This window comes from Streptomyces sp. NBC_00299 (genome assembly GCF_036173045.1).
Lineage (GTDB): Bacteria > Actinomycetota > Actinomycetes > Streptomycetales > Streptomycetaceae > Streptomyces > Streptomyces machairae.
Window position 1 is genome coordinate 4,824,767 of sequence record NZ_CP108039.1, and the last position, 17,074, is coordinate 4,841,840.

The following is a 17,074-nucleotide window of genomic DNA, read 5'->3' on the forward strand; positions in this document are numbered from 1 at the left end:
ATCTGCACCACCGCGTAAGCGCCACGGCGTGCTCACCCCTCATCGACGATGTGCCGGAGATAGGCCCATGGATCGTTGAGATAGCGCCGCCAGTGGTCGACGAGCTCCAGATCCCGCCAGCCGGCGGGACGCATTCCGTGGTCACCCACCTCGATGATCTCGGCGCCAGGCAGCGCCGTCAGCACAGGTGAGTGCGTCGCGCAGATGATCTGTGCGCCGGAACGCCCCAGTTCATGCAGCAGACCCACGAGTTGAAGACAAGAAGCGAAGGACAGCGCAGCCTCGGGCTCGTCCATGACGTACAGCCCCGGCTCCTGAAACCGCTCGCGGAAGGCCATCAGAAAGCCCTCGCCGTGGCTCATCTCGTCCGCGGCCCCGGACAGCCTTCCCGTCTTCTGCTCCCGGTCCAGCGCGTCCAGCGCCGTCTCCGCCCGCAGGAAAAAGCCCCTGCGGCGCGTACGAGGCCCCTGGAGCATGCGCCGACCGGCAGGCGTCGCCTCGAACCGTATCCGGCTGCCCAGCGCCGACGGCTCACGCCAGCTCGCGTACTTGTATCCCGCGGACCCGCCCCAGGAGTCCAGGCCGAAGCCCTCCGCCAGCGCCTCGACGAGGGTCGACTTGCCCGAGCCGTTCTCCCCCACCAGGAAGGTGACCGGTGCGGTGAACTTCAGGCCGCCCTCCAGCAGCTGCCGCACGCAGGGCACCGACCAGGGCCACTGGCCGCCTTCCCTCAGCTCGCCCTCGGCAACATGCGCGTATGCCCGTTCGACGATCATGCAGCCAGGCTCTCATCCGGCACTGACAATCGGGCGCGCCCGATTGTCCGCCGACGACGACAAAGACCCCCAACCGGACTGGCTGGGGGTCTTTTCGCTGGTGGGGCTAACAGGATTTGAACCTGTGGCCTCATCCTTATCAGGGATGCGCTCTAACCAACTGAGCTATAGCCCCGCCGCGCTCTGCGGGAGTGTGTCCCGCGCGCTGACTCCTGAAGATTAGCGCACGACGTGGGCAGTCCCAAAATCGGTTGTCGGGGGACCGTCAGGAGACGTTTGAAGCCGCCCTCGGGCGGCAACGGTCACTCGTCCTCCGCGAGCGTCAGCTCGACGCCGCCCACGAATCCGGCGGAGAGGTTGTAGATGAACGCGCCGAGGGTCGCCAGCGCCGTCGCGAGGACGACGTCGATGACCGCGATGATCGACGTGAACATCAGGACGTGCGGCAGCGACAGGAAGGCCTGCAGGTCGAAGCCGTTCGACTCGTTCGAGCCGGTGGCCTCGGAGATGGTGCCGCCGACCGTCGAGAAGACGCCCATCGCGTCCATGACCATCCAGAGCACCGCGGACGCGACGATCGTGCAGATGCCCAGCGCGATGGAGAGCAGGAAGCTGACCTTCATCACCGACCACGGGTCGGCCTTGGCCACGCGCAGGCGCGCCTTGCGGGTGCGGGGCGTCGTACGGGCCCCGGTGCGCGGCCGGCGTACCGCGCTCTCCGGAGCGGGCGTCTGGTAGGCCTGCGGCGGGTGGTAGGGCCCGGCGGACTGCTGCGGCTGGCGTTCCCCGGGCAGCGGCGACGGGGACGGCGCGGAGGCCGCCTGCTGCGCCCTGGAGGGCTGCGGCTGGGGCTGAGCGCCCGGAGCAGCCGAGCCCGCGCCCGCCGCGTACTGCTGCTGGGTCTGCGAGCCTCGGCTGTCCGTCACAGGTCCCCCCTGGGTTCCAGGTGCGTCGGGCGAGGGCGAGCCCTTCGCGGGCGACTTGATCGCCTTCAGCTGGGTGGTGTGCGGGTCGTTCGCAGGCGCGGCGGAGCCACGGCCGCCGCCCGTATCCGAACCGGCCGTAGAACCGGTCGAGGTACCGGACGATCCGGCGCCCGTGGCTCCGCTCACGATGACTCTCTCCTCGTGCTACTCGGCCGAGGGCGTTTCACCCTCGTCCGTGCCGGTGGTCGCGGCACCTTCGGCGATGTCGTCGACGACGATGTCGCCGTCGACCTCCTCCGCCTCGCGTCCCGCCTCGGCGTTACGTGCGATACCGACGACGGCATCGCGCTTGCCCAGGTTGATCAGTTGGACGCCCATGGTGTCACGGCCCGTCTCCCTGACCCCGCTGACTCGCGTACGAATCACACCGCCGCCCAGCGTGATGGCGAGGATCTCGTCGGCCTCCTCGACCACCAGCGCACCGACGAGCGAGCCGCGATCCTCGACGATCTTGGCGGCCTTGATGCCGAGGCCGCCGCGACCCTGGACGCGGTACTCGTCGACGGGAGTCCGCTTCGCGTACCCGCCGTCGGTGGCAGTGAACACGAACGTACCGGGTCGAACAACATTCATCGAGAGGAGCTCGTCTCCCTCGCGGAAGCTCATGCCCTTGACACCCGAGGTGGCGCGGCCCATGGGGCGCAGTGACTCGTCGGTCGCGGTGAACCTGATCGACTGTGCCTTCTTGCTGATCAGAAGCAGATCGTCGTCGGCCGATACGAGTTCGGCACCGATCAGTTCGTCGTCGGAACCGTCTGCCGTTTCCCGGAGGTTGATCGCGATGACACCACCGGAACGCGGCGAATCGTAATCCTTCAGAGGCGTCTTCTTCACCAGACCCCCCTTCGTGGCGAGCACCAGGTACGGCACCGCCTCGTAGTCGCGGATCGCGAGGATCTCGGCGATCGCCTCGTCCGGCTGGAAGGCCAGGAGGTTCGCGACGTGCTGCCCGCGCGCGTCACGGCCGGCATCGGGGAGCTCGTACGCCTTGGCCCGGTAGACGCGGCCCTTGTTGGTGAAGAACAGCAGCCAGTGGTGGGTCGTCGAGACGAAAAAGTGGTCGACGATGTCGTCTTCCTTGAGCTTCGTGCCCCGTACGCCCTTGCCGCCGCGCTTCTGCGCCCGGTAGTCGTCCGTCTTCGTGCGCTTGACGTAGCCGCCGCGCGAGACGGTGACCACGATGTCCTCTTCGGCGATGAGGTCCTCGATGGACATGTCACCGTCGTAGGGGACCAGCATGGTCTTGCGGTCGTCGCCGTACTTCTCGACGATCGCGGCGAGTTCCTCGCTGACGATGCCGCGCTGGCGGACCGGCGAGGCCAGGATCGCGTTGTACTCGGTGATCTTCGCCTGGAGCTCGTCGTGCTCCTGGACGATCTTCTGGCGCTCCAGGGCGGCCAGTCGGCGCAGCTGCATCTCGAGGATGGCGTTGGCCTGGATCTCGTCGATCTCCAGGAGCTCCATCAGGCCCGTGCGCGCGATGTCGACGGTGTCGCTGCGCCGGATCAGCGCGATGACCTCGTCGATGGCGTCCAGGGCCTTCAGCAGGCCGCGCAGGATGTGCGCCCGCTCCTCGGCCTTGCGCAGGCGGAACTTCGTACGACGGACGATGACCTCGATCTGGTGCGTCACCCAGTGGCGGATGAACGCGTCCAGGGAGAGCGTGCGCGGGACGCCGTCGACGAGGGCCAGCATGTTGGCGCCGAAGTTCGTCTGCAGGTCCGTGTGCTTGTAGAGGTTGTTGAGTACGACCTTGGCGACCGCGTCCCTCTTGAGCACGATGACGAGACGCTGACCGGTACGGGAGCTGGTCTCGTCCCGGACGTCCGCGATGCCGCCGATCTTGCCGTCCTTGACCAGGTCGGCAATCTTCTGGGCGAGATTGTCGGGGTTGGTCTGATAAGGCAGTTCCGTGACCACCAGGCACTGGCGGTTCTGGATCTCCTCGACCTCGACGACCGCGCGCATGGTGATCGAGCCGCGGCCGGTCCGGTACGCCTCTTCGATGCCCTTGCGGCCGACCACGAGGGCGCCGGTCGGGAAGTCCGGGCCCTTGATGCGCTCGACGAGAGCGTCCAGGAGCTCCTCGTGCGACGCCTCCGGGTTCTCCAGGTACCACTGGGCGCCGGACGCGACCTCGCGCAGGTTGTGCGGCGGGATGTTGGTCGCCATGCCGACCGCGATACCGGCCGAGCCGTTGATCAGCAGGTTCGGGAAGCGGGCGGGGAGGACGGTCGGCTCCTGGGAGCGGCCGTCGTAGTTGTCCGTGAAGTCGACGGTCTCCTCGTCGATGTCGCGGACCATCTCCATCGACAGCGGCGCCATCTTGCACTCGGTGTAGCGCATGGCCGCAGCCGGGTCGTTGCCCGGAGAGCCGAAGTTGCCGTTGGAGTCCACCAGCGGCATCCGCATCGACCACGGCTGCGCGAGGCGGACCAGGGCGTCGTAGATCGAGGAGTCGCCGTGAGGGTGGTAGTTACCCATGACGTCGCCGACCACGCGCGCGCACTTGTAGAAGCCGCGCTCGGGGCGGTAGCCGCCGTCGTACATGGCGTACAGGACGCGTCGGTGGACGGGCTTGAGGCCGTCCCGGACGTCCGGCAGCGCACGCGAGACGATGACGGACATCGCGTAGTCGAGGTACGAACGCTGCATCTCCGTCTCGAGCCCGACGGGCTCGACGCGCAGGGCCAGGCCGTCGTCCTCAGGCGTGACGGGAGTGTTCTCGTCGGTCATTGCTGGTGAAGATCCTTCCTGGTTCGGTCAGCTGAGACCGACTCAGATGTCGAGGAAGCGGACGTCCTTGGCATTGCGCTGGATGAACTGGCGACGGGCCTCGACGTCCTCGCCCATGAGGACCGAGAACAGGTCGTCGGCCTGGGCGGCGTCGTCGAGGGTGACCTGGCCGAGGACGCGGTGCTCCTGGTCCATGGTCGTGATGCGCAGTTCCTCGGCGTTCATCTCGCCGAGGCCCTTGAAGCGCTGGATCGAGTCCTCGCGGACGCGCTTGCCACGCTGACGGCCCATTTCAAGCAGCGCGTCGCGCTCACGGTCGGAGTACGCGTACTCGACCTCGTCCCGGCCCCACTTGATCTTGTACAGCGGGGGACGGGACAGGAACACGTGCCCGGCCTCGACCAGCGGCCGCATGAAGCGGAACAGGAAGGTCAGCAGCAGGGTGTTGATGTGCTGGCCGTCGACGTCGGCGTCCGCCATCAGGATGATCTTGTGATAGCGCAGCTTCTCGATGTCGAAGTCCTCGTGGACTCCGGTACCGAAGGCCGAGATCAGCGCCTGGATCTCCTGGTTCTGCAGGATCTTGTCGATCCGGGCCTTCTCGACGTTGAGGATCTTGCCTCGGATCGGGAGGATCGCCTGGTACTCCGGGTTGCGGCCGGACTTGGCCGAGCCGCCGGCGGAGTCACCCTCGACGATGAAGATCTCGCACTTGATGGGGTCGTTCGACTGGCAGTCGGAGAGCTTGCCCGGCAGGGACGCGGTCTCCAGCAGGCCCTTGCGACGCGTCAGGTCACGGGCCTTGCGGGCCGCCACGCGCGCGGTGGCCGCCTGGATGCCCTTGCGGATGATGTCCGCGGCCTCGACCGGATTGCGGTCCAGCCAGTCGTTGAGGTGCTCGTAGACGACCTTCTGCACGAAGGTCTTCACCTCGGTGTTGCCCAGCTTGGTCTTCGTCTGGCCCTCGAACTGCGGCTCGCTCAGCTTCACCGAGATGATCGCGGTCAGACCCTCGCGGATGTCGTCGCCCGTGAGGTTGTCGTCCTTCTCACGAAGCAGCTTCTTGTCACGCGCGTACTTGTTGATCAGCGAGGTCAGCGCCGCGCGGAAGCCCTCTTCGTGCGTGCCGCCCTCGTGCGTGTGGATGATGTTGGCGAAGGAGTAGACACCCTCGGTGTAGCCACCGTTCCACTGCATGGCGATCTCGAGGGACAGGTGCTTGTCCTTGTCCTCGGCCTCCAGGTCGATCACGGTGGGGTGCACCACTTCTCCCTTGCGGGAGTTGAGGTACTTCACGAAGTCGACGATGCCGCCCTCGTAGTGGTACGAGACGTGCTTGACCTCGTGCTTCTCGTCCTCGCCCGCCTCGTCCGCACCGGCGGTGGCCTTCGCCGACTCACGCTCGTCGGTGAGGTTGATGCGCAGGCCCTTGTTGAGGAACGCCATCTCCTGGAAGCGCCGCGACAGCGTCTCGAAGGAGTACTCAGTGGTCTCGAAGATGTCCGGGTCGGCCCAGAAGGTGACCGAGGTGCCGTGCTCGTCCGTCTCCTCGTGCTGGGCAAGCGGGGCCGTCGGGACGCCCAACTTGTAGTCCTGCGTCCAGCGGTGGCCGTCGGTCTTGATCTCGACGGAGACCTTGGTCGACAGGGCGTTCACGACGGAGACGCCCACGCCGTGCAGACCGCCGGAGACCGCGTAGCCGCCGCCACCGAACTTTCCGCCCGCGTGCAGGACCGTCAGGACGACCTCGACGGCCGGCTTGCCCTCGGAGGGCACGATGCCGACCGGGATGCCTCGGCCGTTGTCGACGACGCGCACACCGCCGTCGGCCAGGATCGTCACGTCGATCGTGTCCGCGTGACCGGCCAGCGCCTCGTCGACGGAGTTGTCGACGACCTCCTGCACGAGGTGGTGCAGGCCGCGCTCGCCGGTCGAACCGATGTACATACCGGGTCGCTTGCGGACCGCGTCCAGACCCTCGAGGACGGTGATGGCGCTGGCGTCGTACGAGGCGGTGACCTCGCCGTTCGACGAGGTGACCGCGCCGTTGGCGCCGGCGTCGGTGGACGGGATGTTCTCGTTGGGGTTGCCGGAATCGGCCACGAAGCGCCCTTTCTGGCACAGCACGAGCCAGGCTCGTCGGCGGGTTGCCGGAGCGGCTGCGGCATGTTGCGTTGGTAAGCCTTGATCAGCGTTGCTCAGCTTTTCCCGGACGGTCCCCACGAGTGGGGCGGGATTGGGCTCCAGTCTACCGGTAGCGCCGACTGTGATGGGGGTTTGCCGGTACCTGAGTCCGCATGTGCCGCCCTGAACCCGGCTCGGCCGACTCCCGATATGCGGATGGGGTCTCCAAGAGGCTCACGGAGCCACTCAGCGCTTCCGGCCGTCAACCCTTGGCTACTTCGGAGTCAGGTCGCGATTCGCAACCGCGTGCGGTTGCACGAGGAGGAGGTCGCCGGCAGCGCTTCGCGACCGCCGATGACTGCTGATGTGATGTCGGTCACCTGTGGCCGACGGGGCTGTGGAGACGGCTGTGACGGCGGCTCGGGAAGCCTCTTCGCGCGCGGCCCCGCCGGTCCGATCACCCGTAGGTGTCGCCGGGCCCCGTACTGCCAGGAGCGCGCAGCGGACCGTAACGGCGGGCCGGGCCGCCAGGTCCCTGCACCTTGATCTGCCGCACCGCGCCATGCCCGAGGTCCTCGTTGAGGCGGGCGACCAGCGTCGGCGCGAGCAGCCGCAGGTTCGTCGCCCAGGCCGTCGAGTCGCAGCGCACGATCAGGGTCCGCTCGTCCTCGTCGTACTTCTCGGGCACGCAGTGCTTGGCGACGTCCCCGCCGACGATCTGCGGCCAGCGGCCCATCACCCCGCCCACCGCGGCCGGGGCCTCCCAGCCCCGCTCGGTGATCAAGCGGTTAATGGCGGAGCCGAGCGCCATGGGGTCGCGGCCGTCTGCCCGTGCGCCGGAGCGCAGGCCGCCGCGCCGCGCCTGCTTCTTCTGCTGCGCCGCGTCGCCACGCGCGCGTGCCTGCTCCTTGGCCGCCCTGAGCGCCACGCGCGCGAGGTCGACGCCGGAGGGTTCGGGGGTCTTCCTGGGGGAGCTCTCGTTGTCGCTCGCGGACGGGTTCTCGCTCATACGCGCTCCACCATCCCCTCGGACACCGTGTACCGCGCCCCCGCCAGCACGTGCGGTACGTCGTCGTCGACGGCGGCGGTCACCAGGACCTGCTCGCCGGGCGCGACCAGCTCGGCCAGGCGCTCACGGCGCCGGCTGTCCAGCTCGGCGAACACGTCGTCCAGGACCAGCACCGGCTCGTTGCCCTCCGCCCGCAGCAGGTCGTACGACGCCAGGCGCAGCGCCAGCGCGTAGGACCAGGACTCGCCGTGCGAGGCGTATCCCTTGGCGGGCAGCTGACCGAGTTTGAGAAGCAAATCGTCCCGATGCGGGCCTACGAGGGTGACGCCGCGCTCGATCTCCTGCTTGCGTGCCTCTTCCAGCGCCGCCATCAGCTGCTCGAAGAGGTCCTCGCGCGTGTGCGCCTCGCCGGGAGCGGACGGCTTGTAGTCGAGCGCGATGGGGCCGCCGCCGGGGGCCAGTTGCTCGTACGCCTTGTCGGCCAGCGGCTGGATCGTCGCGATCAGGTCCAGGCGCTGGGCGAGCAACTCGGCGCCCGCGCGGGCGAGATGCTGGTCCCAGACGTCGAGGGTCGACAGGTCCATGGAACGGCCACCGTGCCGACGGGCTAGCGCGGCCGACTTCAGGAGCGTGTTGCGCTGCTTGAGGACCCGCTCGTAGTCGGAGCGGACGCCGGCCATGCGCGGGGAGCGGGCGGTGATCAGCTCGTCGAGAAAACGGCGCCGCTCGCCGGGGTCTCCCTTGACCAGGGCCAGGTCCTCCGGGGCGAACAGGACGGTCCGTACGATGCCGAGCACGTCACGGGGTCTGACCTGCGAGGACCTGTTGATCCGGGCCCGGTTCGCCTTGCCGGGGTTCAGCTCCAGCTCGATCAGCTGCTGCCGCTCGCCCTGCCGCACCTGCGCCCGGATGACCGCCCGGTCGGCGCCCATGCGCACGAGGGGGGCGTCGGAGGCGACCCGATGGCTGCCGAGGGTGGCGAGATAGCCGACAGCCTCGACGAGGTTGGTCTTGCCCTGGCCGTTGGGTCCGACGAAGGCGGTGACACCCGGGTCGAGCGGAACTTCGACCCGGGCGTACGAGCGGAAGTCGGCCAGCGACAGATGCGTGACGTGCATGGTCGTTCGCCGACCTCCCCCAACATGTGGTTCGCCTGTCCCCAGTTGTGGACAACCGGGTCACTCCTGAGGGTGCCAGGGTGCCATCCCCAGGGTGTGGATTAATTTCTCTGGTCTCCGCCGGGCACTTCCGCCCCGACGGTCACTTCTGCTCCACCGGTCACTTCGTCTCGACCGCGTGGCCGCCGAACTGGTTCCGCAGCGCCGCGATCATCTTCATCTGCGGGGAGTCGTCCTGGCGGGACGCGAACCGCGCGAACAGCGACGCGGTGATCGCCGGCAGCGGCACCGCGTGGTCGATGGCTGCTTCCACAGTCCAGCGTCCCTCGCCGGAGTCCTGTGCATAACCCCTGAGCTTGTCCAGGTGCTCGTCCTCGTCGAGGGCGTTCACCGCGAGGTCCAGCAGCCAGGAACGGATCACCGTGCCCTCCTGCCAGGAGCGGAAGATCTCCCGGACGTCGGTCACGGAGTCGACCTTCTCCAGCAGCTCCCAGCCCTCGGCATAGGCCTGCATCATCGCGTACTCGATCCCGTTGTGGACCATCTTCGCGAAGTGCCCCGCGCCGACCTTGCCGGCGTGTACGGCGCCGCGGTCGCCCTCCGGCTTGAGGGCGTCGAATATGGGCTGCACCTTGGCGACGTTCTCCGCGTCGCCGCCGTACATCAGCGCGTAGCCGTTCTGCAGGCCCCAGACGCCGCCGGAGACGCCGCAGTCGACGAATCCGATGCCCTTGGCCGCCAGCTCCTCGGCGTGCCGCTCGTCGTCCGTCCAGCGCGAGTTCCCGCCGTCCACCACGACGTCACCGGGCTCCAGCAGCTCGGCGAGCTCGTCGATGGTCGACTGGGTCGGGGCACCTGCCGGGACCATCACCCAGATCACGCGCGGCCCGGGGAGCTTGCCCACAAGCTCTTCCAGGCTGTGGGCATCCGCGAGGTCCGGGTTGCGGTCGTATCCGACGACGGTGTGGCCTGCGCGGCGGATCCGCTCGCGCATGTTGCCGCCCATCTTGCCGAGGCCGACGAGACCGAGCTCCATCAGTTGTTCCTTAGGTTGCTGTGGCGTGTGGGGCACCTTCGTACCCGCGTACGAGCCTAAACCCGGACGCACGCGCACATCCGTGGGCATAGGCGCTCATACGTACGCCCTCACCTGCGGCTTCGTCCGACAGGTCGTCCCCAGGCCCGGTGATCGTGATCCACCGGTGCTGGGGACGCTGTGGACAACCGCGGCGCCGACCTCGGCAGCCGCTCAGCCGCTCAGCCGCACCGGCATGATCAGGTACTTGTAGGCCTCGTCCGCCTCGGCGTCCAGCGCCGGCTTGCCGCTGAGCAGCGCGGGCTTCGTGGACGTCGTGAAGGACAGCTGGGCGACCGGGGAGTCGATGGCGCTCAGGCCGTCCAGCAGGAAGGTCGGGTTGAAGGCGATCGACACGTCGTCGCCCTCCAGCTGGGCGTCGACCCTTTCCACAGCCTGTGCGTCGTCGCTGGAACCGGCCTCCAGGATGAGCACGCCCTGCTCGAAGCTGAGCCGCACCGGGGTGTTGCGCTCGGCGACCAGGGCCACGCGCTTGACGGCCTCCACGAAGGGGGCGGTCTCGATCACGGCGACGCTGTTGAACTCCGTCGGGAACAGCGAGCGGTACTTGGGAAGGTCGCCCTCCAGGAGACGCGTCGTCGTCCGGCGGCCGGCGCCCTCGAAACCGATCAGGCCCTCGCCGGCGCCCGAGCCGGACAGAGCCAGGATGACGCTGTCGCCGCTCGTGAGCGCCTTGGCGGTGTCCAGGAGCGTCTTTGCGGGCACCAGGGCGACCGCGGACGCCTCCGGGTTCTCCGGCTTCCACAGGAACTCGCGGACCGCGAAGCGGTAGCGGTCGGTGGAGGCCAGCGTGACGGTGTCGCCCTCGATCTCGATGCGCACACCGGTGAGGACGGGCAGCGTGTCGTCGCGGCCGGCGGCGATGGCCACCTGGGCGGCGGCGGAGGCGAAGACCTCACCGGGGACGGTGCCGGTGGCGGTCGGCATCTGCGGCAGCGCCGGGTACTCCTCCACAGGCAGGGTGTGGAGTGTGAACCGCGAGGAGCCGCAGACCACGGTCGCCCGTACACCGTCTGTGGAAATCTCCACCGGTCGGTTGGGGAGAGCGCGGCAGATGTCGGCCAGCAGGCGGCCGGAGACCAGGACCGTGCCCTCCTCCTCGACCTCGGCCTCGACGCTCACCCGCGCGGAGACCTCGTAGTCGAAGCTGGACAGGCTCAGCTGGCCGTCCTCGGCCTTGAGGAGGAGGCCTGCGAGGACAGGCGCCGGCGGACGGGCCGGGAGGCTGCGTGCCGCCCAGGCCACTGCCTCCGCGAGTACGTCGCGTTCCACCCGGATCTTCACTGTTGCCGCCTCCTGCTGTTGCCGGCGCTTCTCGGCCTGCCTGGCTTCGTCGTCTGTCTCGGTGTCGTCGGCCCCAGTGAGGGGAAGGACACCGGGAACAGTCTGACGCACCCCACTGACAGTAGGTGCCTCTCGGGGTCAAGTCGTGACGAGGGGCAGCCGGGAGCCGGACAGCAAGTTGTGCACAGGACCCACTTCGAAACGGATTCCCAGCTCTCTCTAGTTGGGAGTAGTAGTAGGGCCTGTGGAAACCGTGGATAACCGTGTTTTCCCAGCTCAGAGCCAAGATTTTGTCCACGGGCCCTGTGGGCGACGGCAGTGGACAACCAGGCGTATCTGTGGAGAACGGAAAGTTCTGCACACCCCATGCACAGCCTGAGGCGACTTCTCCCCAGCGCCGTCCCCAGCTTTACCCACCTTTCCCACAGGCCAACCCGGCACCTTCGTGTGACGCCTTTCACTCGCGCCGGTGAGAAGGCGCGTCGCGTTGCCGAACAGTGGACAGTGATGTGGAGAAGCTGGGGATCGCTGGGGACAACTGGCCCCAGCCTGTGGGTTGCCGGTGGACAACTTGATGCACAGCCTGTGGATCGTTTCGCTGTCCACAGTCTGTGGAGATCGTTCGTCCACGAATCCACAGGCACTTGACCTGGCTTGATGGTCTTTCAACAGAGGCCTCTGTGGACACAGTCTGGACAACTTCCCAGTCCCCAGGATGTGGACGGGAGAAAGTCACCGAATCTGTGGAGAGTGGCCGTAACGCGGCAAGTATTCGAACAGCCGACAACCACGACATGACGAAGGGCGCCCCCGGTGTCTTCCACCGGGGGCGCCCTTCGTGCGTGCAGCTGGGTCCGTCAGCCGTTCTTGATGCGGTTCGTGAGCTCGGTGACCTGGTTGTAGATGGCGCGTCGCTCGGCCATCAGATTGCGGATCTTGCGGTCGGCGTGCATCACCGTGGTGTGGTCGCGGCCGCCGAACAGCGCGCCGATCTTCGGCAGCGACAGGTCGGTCAGCTCACGGCACAGGTACATGGCGATCTGCCGGGCCGTGACCAGCTGGCGGCCCCGGGAGCTGCCGCACAGGTCCTCGACGGTGAGACCGAAGTAGTCGGCCGTGGCGCTCATGATGGCCGTCGAGGTGATCTCCGGCGTCGCGCCGTCACCGCCCGGGATCAGGTCCTTGAGGACGATCTCCGTCAGCCCCAGATCGACCGGCTGCTTGTTGAGCGAGGCGAACGCCGTCACCCGGATCAGCGCGCCCTCCAGCTCGCGGATGTTGCGCGAGATGCGGGAGGCGATGAACTCCAGGACCTCCGGCGGGGCGTTGAGCTGCTCCTGCACCGCCTTCTTGCGCAGGATCGCGATACGTGTCTCCAGCTCGGGCGGCTGGACGTCGGTGATCAGGCCCCACTCGAAACGGTTCCGCAGCCGGTCCTCCAGCGTGACCAGCTGCTTCGGCGGCCGGTCGCTGGACAATACGATCTGCTTGTTGGCGTTGTGGAGCGTGTTGAACGTGTGGAAGAACTCCTCCTGCGTCGACTCCTTGTCCGCGAGGAACTGGATGTCGTCGACGAGCAGGATGTCCATCTCGCGGTAGCGCTTGCGGAAGCTGTCGCCCTTGCCGTCGCGGATGGAGTTGATGAACTCGTTGGTGAACTCCTCCGAGCTCACGTACCGCACGCGCGTGCCGGAGTACAGGCTCCGCGCGTAGTGCCCGATCGCGTGCAGCAGGTGCGTCTTGCCGAGCCCCGACTCCCCGTAGATGAAGAGGGGGTTGTACGCCTTCGCCGGTGCCTCGGCGACGGCGACCGCGGCCGCGTGCGCGAAGCGGTTGGAGGCGCCGATGACGAACGTGTCGAAGAGGTACTTCGGGTTCAGGCGCGCGGTCGGCTCACCGGGCCCGGGCGCCGGCGCGGGCTGCGCGGCCAGCGGTCCGGGGGCGCCGGTGGTCGGCAGGTTCGCGCCGACGGGGCCGCCGCGGTGCACATGGCCGGAGCCGGAGGGCGGCTCGGGCCGGTCGCGGCGGCCGTCGAGGCCCCGGCGGGCGTCCAGGTCGCGCCGGGCGTCGCGGTCGTAGTCGGCGCGCGGCTGGTCGTAGTCGGGGCGGTGCCCGTCGTACGACGACCGCTCCATCGGCTGCGGGCGGTAGTCCTGGGCGGGCGGGCCGTAGGAGTCCTGTTGGTACGAGTCCTGGCCGTAGGAGTCCTGCGGCGGCGACGCGTACGGGTCCCGCTCCGGGAAGCCGAGCCGCTGCTGCTGCCAGCCGTAGTCGTCCTGGCTCGGGCGCGGCCAGCTGCCGGGGCCGGGCTCGGGGCGCTGGTACTCGCTCGGGTAGGCCGGGCGCGCGGAGGGCAGTTGGTCGCCGGGTCGCTGGTCGTCGGCGCGGTGGCGGCCGTAGCCCTCGTACGGGGGGAGTTCGGGCTCCTCGTAACGCGGCTGGGGCGGGGCAGGGAGCGCCGGCGGGGCCGGGGGCTCGCCGGCGGAGTCGTCGACGGTGATCGCGATGCGGATCGGACGACCGCACTCGCGGCTCAGAGTCTCGCTGACGATGGGGGCCAGGCGGCCCTCCAGTACGCCTTTCGCAAATTCGTTCGGTACGGCGAGCAGAGCGGTGTCGGCGACCAGCGCGAGCGGCTGGCAGCGTCGGATCCAGTGCTCGTCCTTCACCTCGACACCCTGACCGCGACCTTCACCGAGGAGTTGCTCGAGTACTCGTGGCCACACTGCGGCAAGATCGGCAGGTACGTCAGCCACAGGGCACGCTCTCTCATGGGTCCCACGAACGTGTGATTGTGGGACGGGTCGGGATTCAAACCGGGCGGAGCCCGAATCAAGGGGACAAGGGAACGAATCGGAGTTCAGTCACGGTAGTCAGGGCGGCGGGTGCGGTTCAAGTTGTTGTCCCCAGGCTGTGGATAGTGTCTCCCCATGACCTCTGGTTTGACCGGATGGCGTAGCCGCGCGTACCGTAACCAGGTCGAGTTGTCGATGGCTGCTGCCGCCTGCCTCCGATGGGCCAGATCGCGTCAAGGTGATCGGTAAGCGGTGCACTCGGGCGTTAACGCGAGCTACTCGTGGGCGCACGGTGACAGCCAAGACGGCACCCGCAAACCCCGATTTATTTCTGGAGCCCCCGAGTGAGCAAGCGCACCTTCCAGCCGAACAACCGTCGTCGTGCCAAGACCCACGGCTTCCGTCTGCGGATGCGCACCCGTGCCGGCCGCGCGATTCTGGCGAACCGCCGCAGCAAGGGTCGCGCCAGCCTGTCCGCCTGATCCCGATCAGGTCATGACGTCGTGCTGCCTACCGAGCATCGGCTGAGGCGGCGCGAGGACTTCGCGACCGCGGTACGACGAGGACGCCGGGCTGGACGCCCGACTCTCGTCGTCCACCTTCGTAGCGGTGCCACGGACCCGCACGCGCCTGGGGAGAGCGCTCCCCCGACGCGTGCGGGTTTCGTCGTGAGCAAGGCAGTGGGTGGCGCGGTCGTGCGGAACAAGGTGAAGCGCAGGCTTCGCCATCTGATGCGCGACCGAGTCGACCAGCTGCCCCCCGGTAGCCTGGTAGTCGTACGAGCGCTGCCCGGTGCGGGTGACGCCGACCATGCACAGCTGGCCCAAGACCTGGACGCCGCTCTGCAGCGGCTGCTGGGAGGGGGCGCGCGATGAAGTACCCACTGCTGGCCCTGATCAAGCTGTACCAGTGGACGATCAGTCCACTGCTGGGGCCGGTCTGCAAGTACTACCCGTCGTGCTCTCACTACGGCTACACCGCCATCGACCGGCACGGTGCGATCAAGGGCACCGCGCTCACCGCCTGGCGCATCCTGCGGTGCAATCCGTGGTCGCTGGGCGGTGTGGACCATGTCCCGCCGCGCAAGCGCCCGCGGTGGCACGAGCTGCTGCGTAACGCGTGGCGCGCACGCAAGGGCGGGCCCTCCGCCGCCGAAACGGCCACCGAGGACAATGTTCCTTCGAGCCCGGCCGCAGAGACCCCGTCCCATGCCCAAGGAGCATGATTAGTGGACACGATTGCCAGCTTCTTCAGCTTCATCACGACACCTGTCTCCTGGGTCATCGTCCAGTTCCACACGGTGTACGGCGCCATTTTCGGCCCTGACACCGGGTGGGCCTGGGGCCTTTCCATCGTGTCCCTGGTGATTCTGATCCGTATCTGCCTGATCCCGCTCTTTGTGAAGCAGATCAAGGCGACCCGGGCCATGCAGACGCTGCAGCCCGAGATGAAGAAGATCCAAGAGCGTTACAAGAACGACAAACAGCGTCAGTCCGAAGAGATGATGAAGCTGTACAAGGAGACGGGCACCAACCCGCTCTCCTCGTGCCTTCCCATCCTGGCGCAGTCGCCGTTCTTCTTCGCCCTGTACCACGTGCTCAACAGCATCGCGAACAACGACACCATTGGTGTCATCAACGAGAGCCTGCTGCAGAGCGCGCAGAAGGCGCACATCTTCGGTGCTCCGCTGGCCGCGAAGTTCACCGACAGCAGCTCGGACGTCGCGGCGCTCGACGCCACTCTGACCACGGTCCGTATCGTCACCGCGGTCATGATCGTCCTGATGTCGGCGTCGCAGTTCTACACGCAGCGCCAGCTGATGACGAAGAACGTCGACACCACGGTGAAGACGCCGTTCATGCAGCAGCAGAAGATGCTGATGTACATCTTCCCGGTCATGTTCGCCGTCTTCGGCATCAACTTCCCGGTCGGTGTCCTCGTCTACTGGCTGACCACCAACGTGTGGACCATGGGCCAGCAGATGTACGTCATCCGCAACAACCCGACCCCGGGTTCCAAGGCTCAGGCCGCGTACCTGGAGCGTCTGGCCAAGCACGTCACGCAGCACGGCAAGACCCGTGGTCGCGGTGAGCGCGCCATCGTCAAGGCCATCGTCGCCAAGGGCCGCGACCGCAACGAGTTCGAGCGCAAGTTCATCAACGGCCTGAGCAAGGCGGGTCTGGCGGCGCAGGCCGACGGCACCGTGCTGAAGGGCGAGAGCGCTGTCGCCACAGTGGCCGAGGACGGTACGCCGACCACCGGTGCTGCCCCCAAGCGGCAGCAGCCGAAGCGGCAGAGCAAGTCCCAGCGTCAGACCGGTGCTGCCAAGCAGGCGGGTGAGCCGACGTCGCTGGAGAAGTCCGACGAGCCCGAGGACGACAAGCCCGCTGTTGCCAAGAAGACCGCGCAGAAGTCCGGCAGCGGTGGCGGCCGTAGCAAGGCCCAGTCCGGGCAGCGCAAGGGCGGTCCGCAGCGCCCCAAGTCCCCGACCAAGAAGTAAGAAGGAGCCCATCCCGTGACGGAAGGCACCACCTCCGCTGCTGCCGAGGGTGCAGACACCCTGTCCCGCCTGGAGCAGGAGGGCGAGATCGCGGCGGACTACCTCGAGGGTCTGCTCGACATCGCCGATCTCGACGGCGACATCGACATGGACGTCGAGGCCGACCGCGCCGCTGTATCGATCATCAGCGACTCGGGCGGCCGAGACCTGCAGAAGCTGGTCGGGCGTGACGGCGAGGTGCTGGAGGCACTGCAGGAGCTCACGCGTCTGGCCGTGCACCGGGAGACCGGGGACCGCAGCCGGCTGATGCTGGACGTCGCGGGCTACCGGGCCCAGAAGCGTGCCGAGCTCTCCGAGCTGGGTGCCAAGGCCGCCGCCGAGGTCAGGAGCTCGGGCGAGCCCGTGAAGCTGAAGCCGATGTCGCCGTTCGAGCGCAAGGTCGTGCACGACGCGGTCAAGTCCGCGGGCCTGCGCAGCGAGTCCGAGGGCGAGGAACCGCAGCGGTTCGTCGTTGTGCTTCCCGCCTGATCGGTTCCCCTACGTTCCCCGGCCCCGTCTGCGCGCAGGCGGGGCCGAACTTTGTCAGCCTGAATAGTTGTGGTGGTTCTGGTGCCGGCGCTTTCTGCGTCGGCGCGAACGGAAGGACGGTC

14 protein-coding genes and 1 tRNA gene are annotated in these 17,074 nt (G+C 67.8%); 5 read left to right on the forward strand and 10 right to left on the reverse strand.

What is annotated here, in order from left to right; all coding sequences use genetic code 11:
* Nucleotides 1–32 precede the first annotated feature (32 nt).
* The 10 genes from OHT51_RS21280 to dnaA all read right to left on the reverse strand — a co-directional run bounded on the left by OHT51_RS21280 (nt 33) and on the right by dnaA (nt 13,885).
* Nucleotides 33–776 carry an AAA family ATPase gene (locus OHT51_RS21280; protein ID WP_328880517.1) on the reverse strand — a complete coding sequence of 248 codons (744 nt, stop codon included), beginning with the start codon at nt 774–776 and terminating at the stop codon, nt 33–35.
* 98 nt (nt 777–874) lie between these two features.
* Nucleotides 875–951: transfer RNA gene (locus OHT51_RS21285), tRNA-Ile, on the reverse strand.
* Between the two features lie 127 nt (nt 952–1,078).
* Nucleotides 1,079–1,888: a DUF3566 domain-containing protein gene (locus OHT51_RS21290; protein ID WP_328880518.1), complete on the reverse strand. Its 810-nt coding sequence runs from the start codon at nt 1,886–1,888 to the stop codon at nt 1,079–1,081.
* A gap of 18 nt (nt 1,889–1,906) precedes the next feature.
* The gene (gyrA, locus tag OHT51_RS21295; protein WP_328880519.1) at nt 1,907–4,498 is read right to left on the reverse strand and encodes a DNA gyrase subunit A; all 2,592 of its coding nucleotides are present in this window, start codon (nt 4,496–4,498) and stop codon (nt 1,907–1,909) included.
* Nucleotides 4,499–4,540: 42 nt separating this feature from the next.
* A complete protein-coding gene (gene gyrB, locus OHT51_RS21300; RefSeq protein ID WP_328880520.1) occupies nt 4,541–6,601 on the reverse strand; it encodes a DNA topoisomerase (ATP-hydrolyzing) subunit B in 2,061 nt (686 codons plus the stop codon).
* A gap of 478 nt (nt 6,602–7,079) precedes the next feature.
* Nucleotides 7,080–7,631 (reverse strand): DUF721 domain-containing protein, encoded by a 552-nt coding sequence (locus tag OHT51_RS21305; protein WP_328880521.1) that lies wholly within the window; start codon nt 7,629–7,631, stop codon nt 7,080–7,082.
* Complete coding sequence (gene recF, locus OHT51_RS21310; protein ID WP_328880522.1) at nt 7,628–8,749, reverse strand: DNA replication/repair protein RecF; 1,122 nt, start codon at nt 8,747–8,749, stop codon at nt 7,628–7,630. The genes OHT51_RS21305 and recF overlap by 4 nt, the downstream gene beginning before the upstream one ends.
* A gap of 160 nt (nt 8,750–8,909) precedes the next feature.
* Complete coding sequence (gnd, locus tag OHT51_RS21315) at nt 8,910–9,785, reverse strand: phosphogluconate dehydrogenase (NAD(+)-dependent, decarboxylating) (protein ID WP_328880523.1); 876 nt, start codon at nt 9,783–9,785, stop codon at nt 8,910–8,912.
* A 213-nt stretch (nt 9,786–9,998) separates the two neighbouring features.
* Nucleotides 9,999–11,129 carry a DNA polymerase III subunit beta gene (gene dnaN, locus OHT51_RS21320; RefSeq protein WP_328884390.1) on the reverse strand — a complete coding sequence of 377 codons (1,131 nt, stop codon included), beginning with the start codon at nt 11,127–11,129 and terminating at the stop codon, nt 9,999–10,001.
* Nucleotides 11,130–11,986: 857 nt separating this feature from the next.
* The gene (gene dnaA / locus OHT51_RS21325) at nt 11,987–13,885 is read right to left on the reverse strand and encodes a chromosomal replication initiator protein DnaA (RefSeq protein WP_328880524.1); all 1,899 of its coding nucleotides are present in this window, start codon (nt 13,883–13,885) and stop codon (nt 11,987–11,989) included.
* Between the two features lie 383 nt (nt 13,886–14,268).
* Here dnaA and rpmH point away from each other — a divergent pair, with 383 nt between their 5' ends.
* The 5 genes from rpmH to OHT51_RS21350 are packed head-to-tail and all read left to right on the forward strand — an operon-like array spanning nt 14,269 to nt 16,952.
* Complete coding sequence (gene rpmH / locus OHT51_RS21330) at nt 14,269–14,406, forward strand: 50S ribosomal protein L34 (protein WP_005482975.1); 138 nt, start codon at nt 14,269–14,271, stop codon at nt 14,404–14,406.
* A gap of 21 nt (nt 14,407–14,427) precedes the next feature.
* Nucleotides 14,428–14,799 carry a ribonuclease P protein component gene (rnpA, locus tag OHT51_RS21335; protein WP_328426092.1) on the forward strand — a complete coding sequence of 124 codons (372 nt, stop codon included), beginning with the start codon at nt 14,428–14,430 and terminating at the stop codon, nt 14,797–14,799.
* Nucleotides 14,796–15,149, forward strand: coding sequence for a membrane protein insertion efficiency factor YidD (gene yidD / locus OHT51_RS21340; RefSeq protein WP_328426094.1), 354 nt, complete (start codon nt 14,796–14,798; stop codon nt 15,147–15,149). Before rnpA ends, yidD begins: the two co-directional genes overlap by 4 nt.
* Before the next feature lie 3 nt (nt 15,150–15,152).
* The gene (gene yidC, locus OHT51_RS21345; RefSeq protein WP_328880525.1) at nt 15,153–16,424 is read left to right on the forward strand and encodes a membrane protein insertase YidC; all 1,272 of its coding nucleotides are present in this window, start codon (nt 15,153–15,155) and stop codon (nt 16,422–16,424) included.
* Nucleotides 16,425–16,439: 15 nt separating this feature from the next.
* On the forward strand, nt 16,440–16,952 hold the full coding sequence (locus OHT51_RS21350) for a Jag family protein (protein WP_328880526.1): 513 nt from the start codon (nt 16,440–16,442) through the stop codon (nt 16,950–16,952).
* Nucleotides 16,953–17,074 lie beyond the last annotated feature (122 nt).

Coding starts and splice junctions, on each gene's coding strand:
- OHT51_RS21280 (WP_328880517.1), bottom strand. CDS start 776: ATGATCGTCGAACGGGCATACGCGCATGTTGCCGAGGGCGAGCTGAGG.
- gyrA (WP_328880519.1), bottom strand. CDS start 4,498: ATGACCGACGAGAACACTCCCGTCACGCCTGAGGACGACGGCCTGGCC.
- OHT51_RS21305 (WP_328880521.1), bottom strand. CDS start 7,631: ATGAGCGAGAACCCGTCCGCGAGCGACAACGAGAGCTCCCCCAGGAAG.
- recF (WP_328880522.1), bottom strand. CDS start 8,749: ATGCACGTCACGCATCTGTCGCTGGCCGACTTCCGCTCGTACGCCCGG.
- gnd (WP_328880523.1), bottom strand. CDS start 9,785: ATGGAGCTCGGTCTCGTCGGCCTCGGCAAGATGGGCGGCAACATGCGC.
- yidD (WP_328426094.1), top strand. CDS start 14,796: ATGAAGTACCCACTGCTGGCCCTGATCAAGCTGTACCAGTGGACGATC.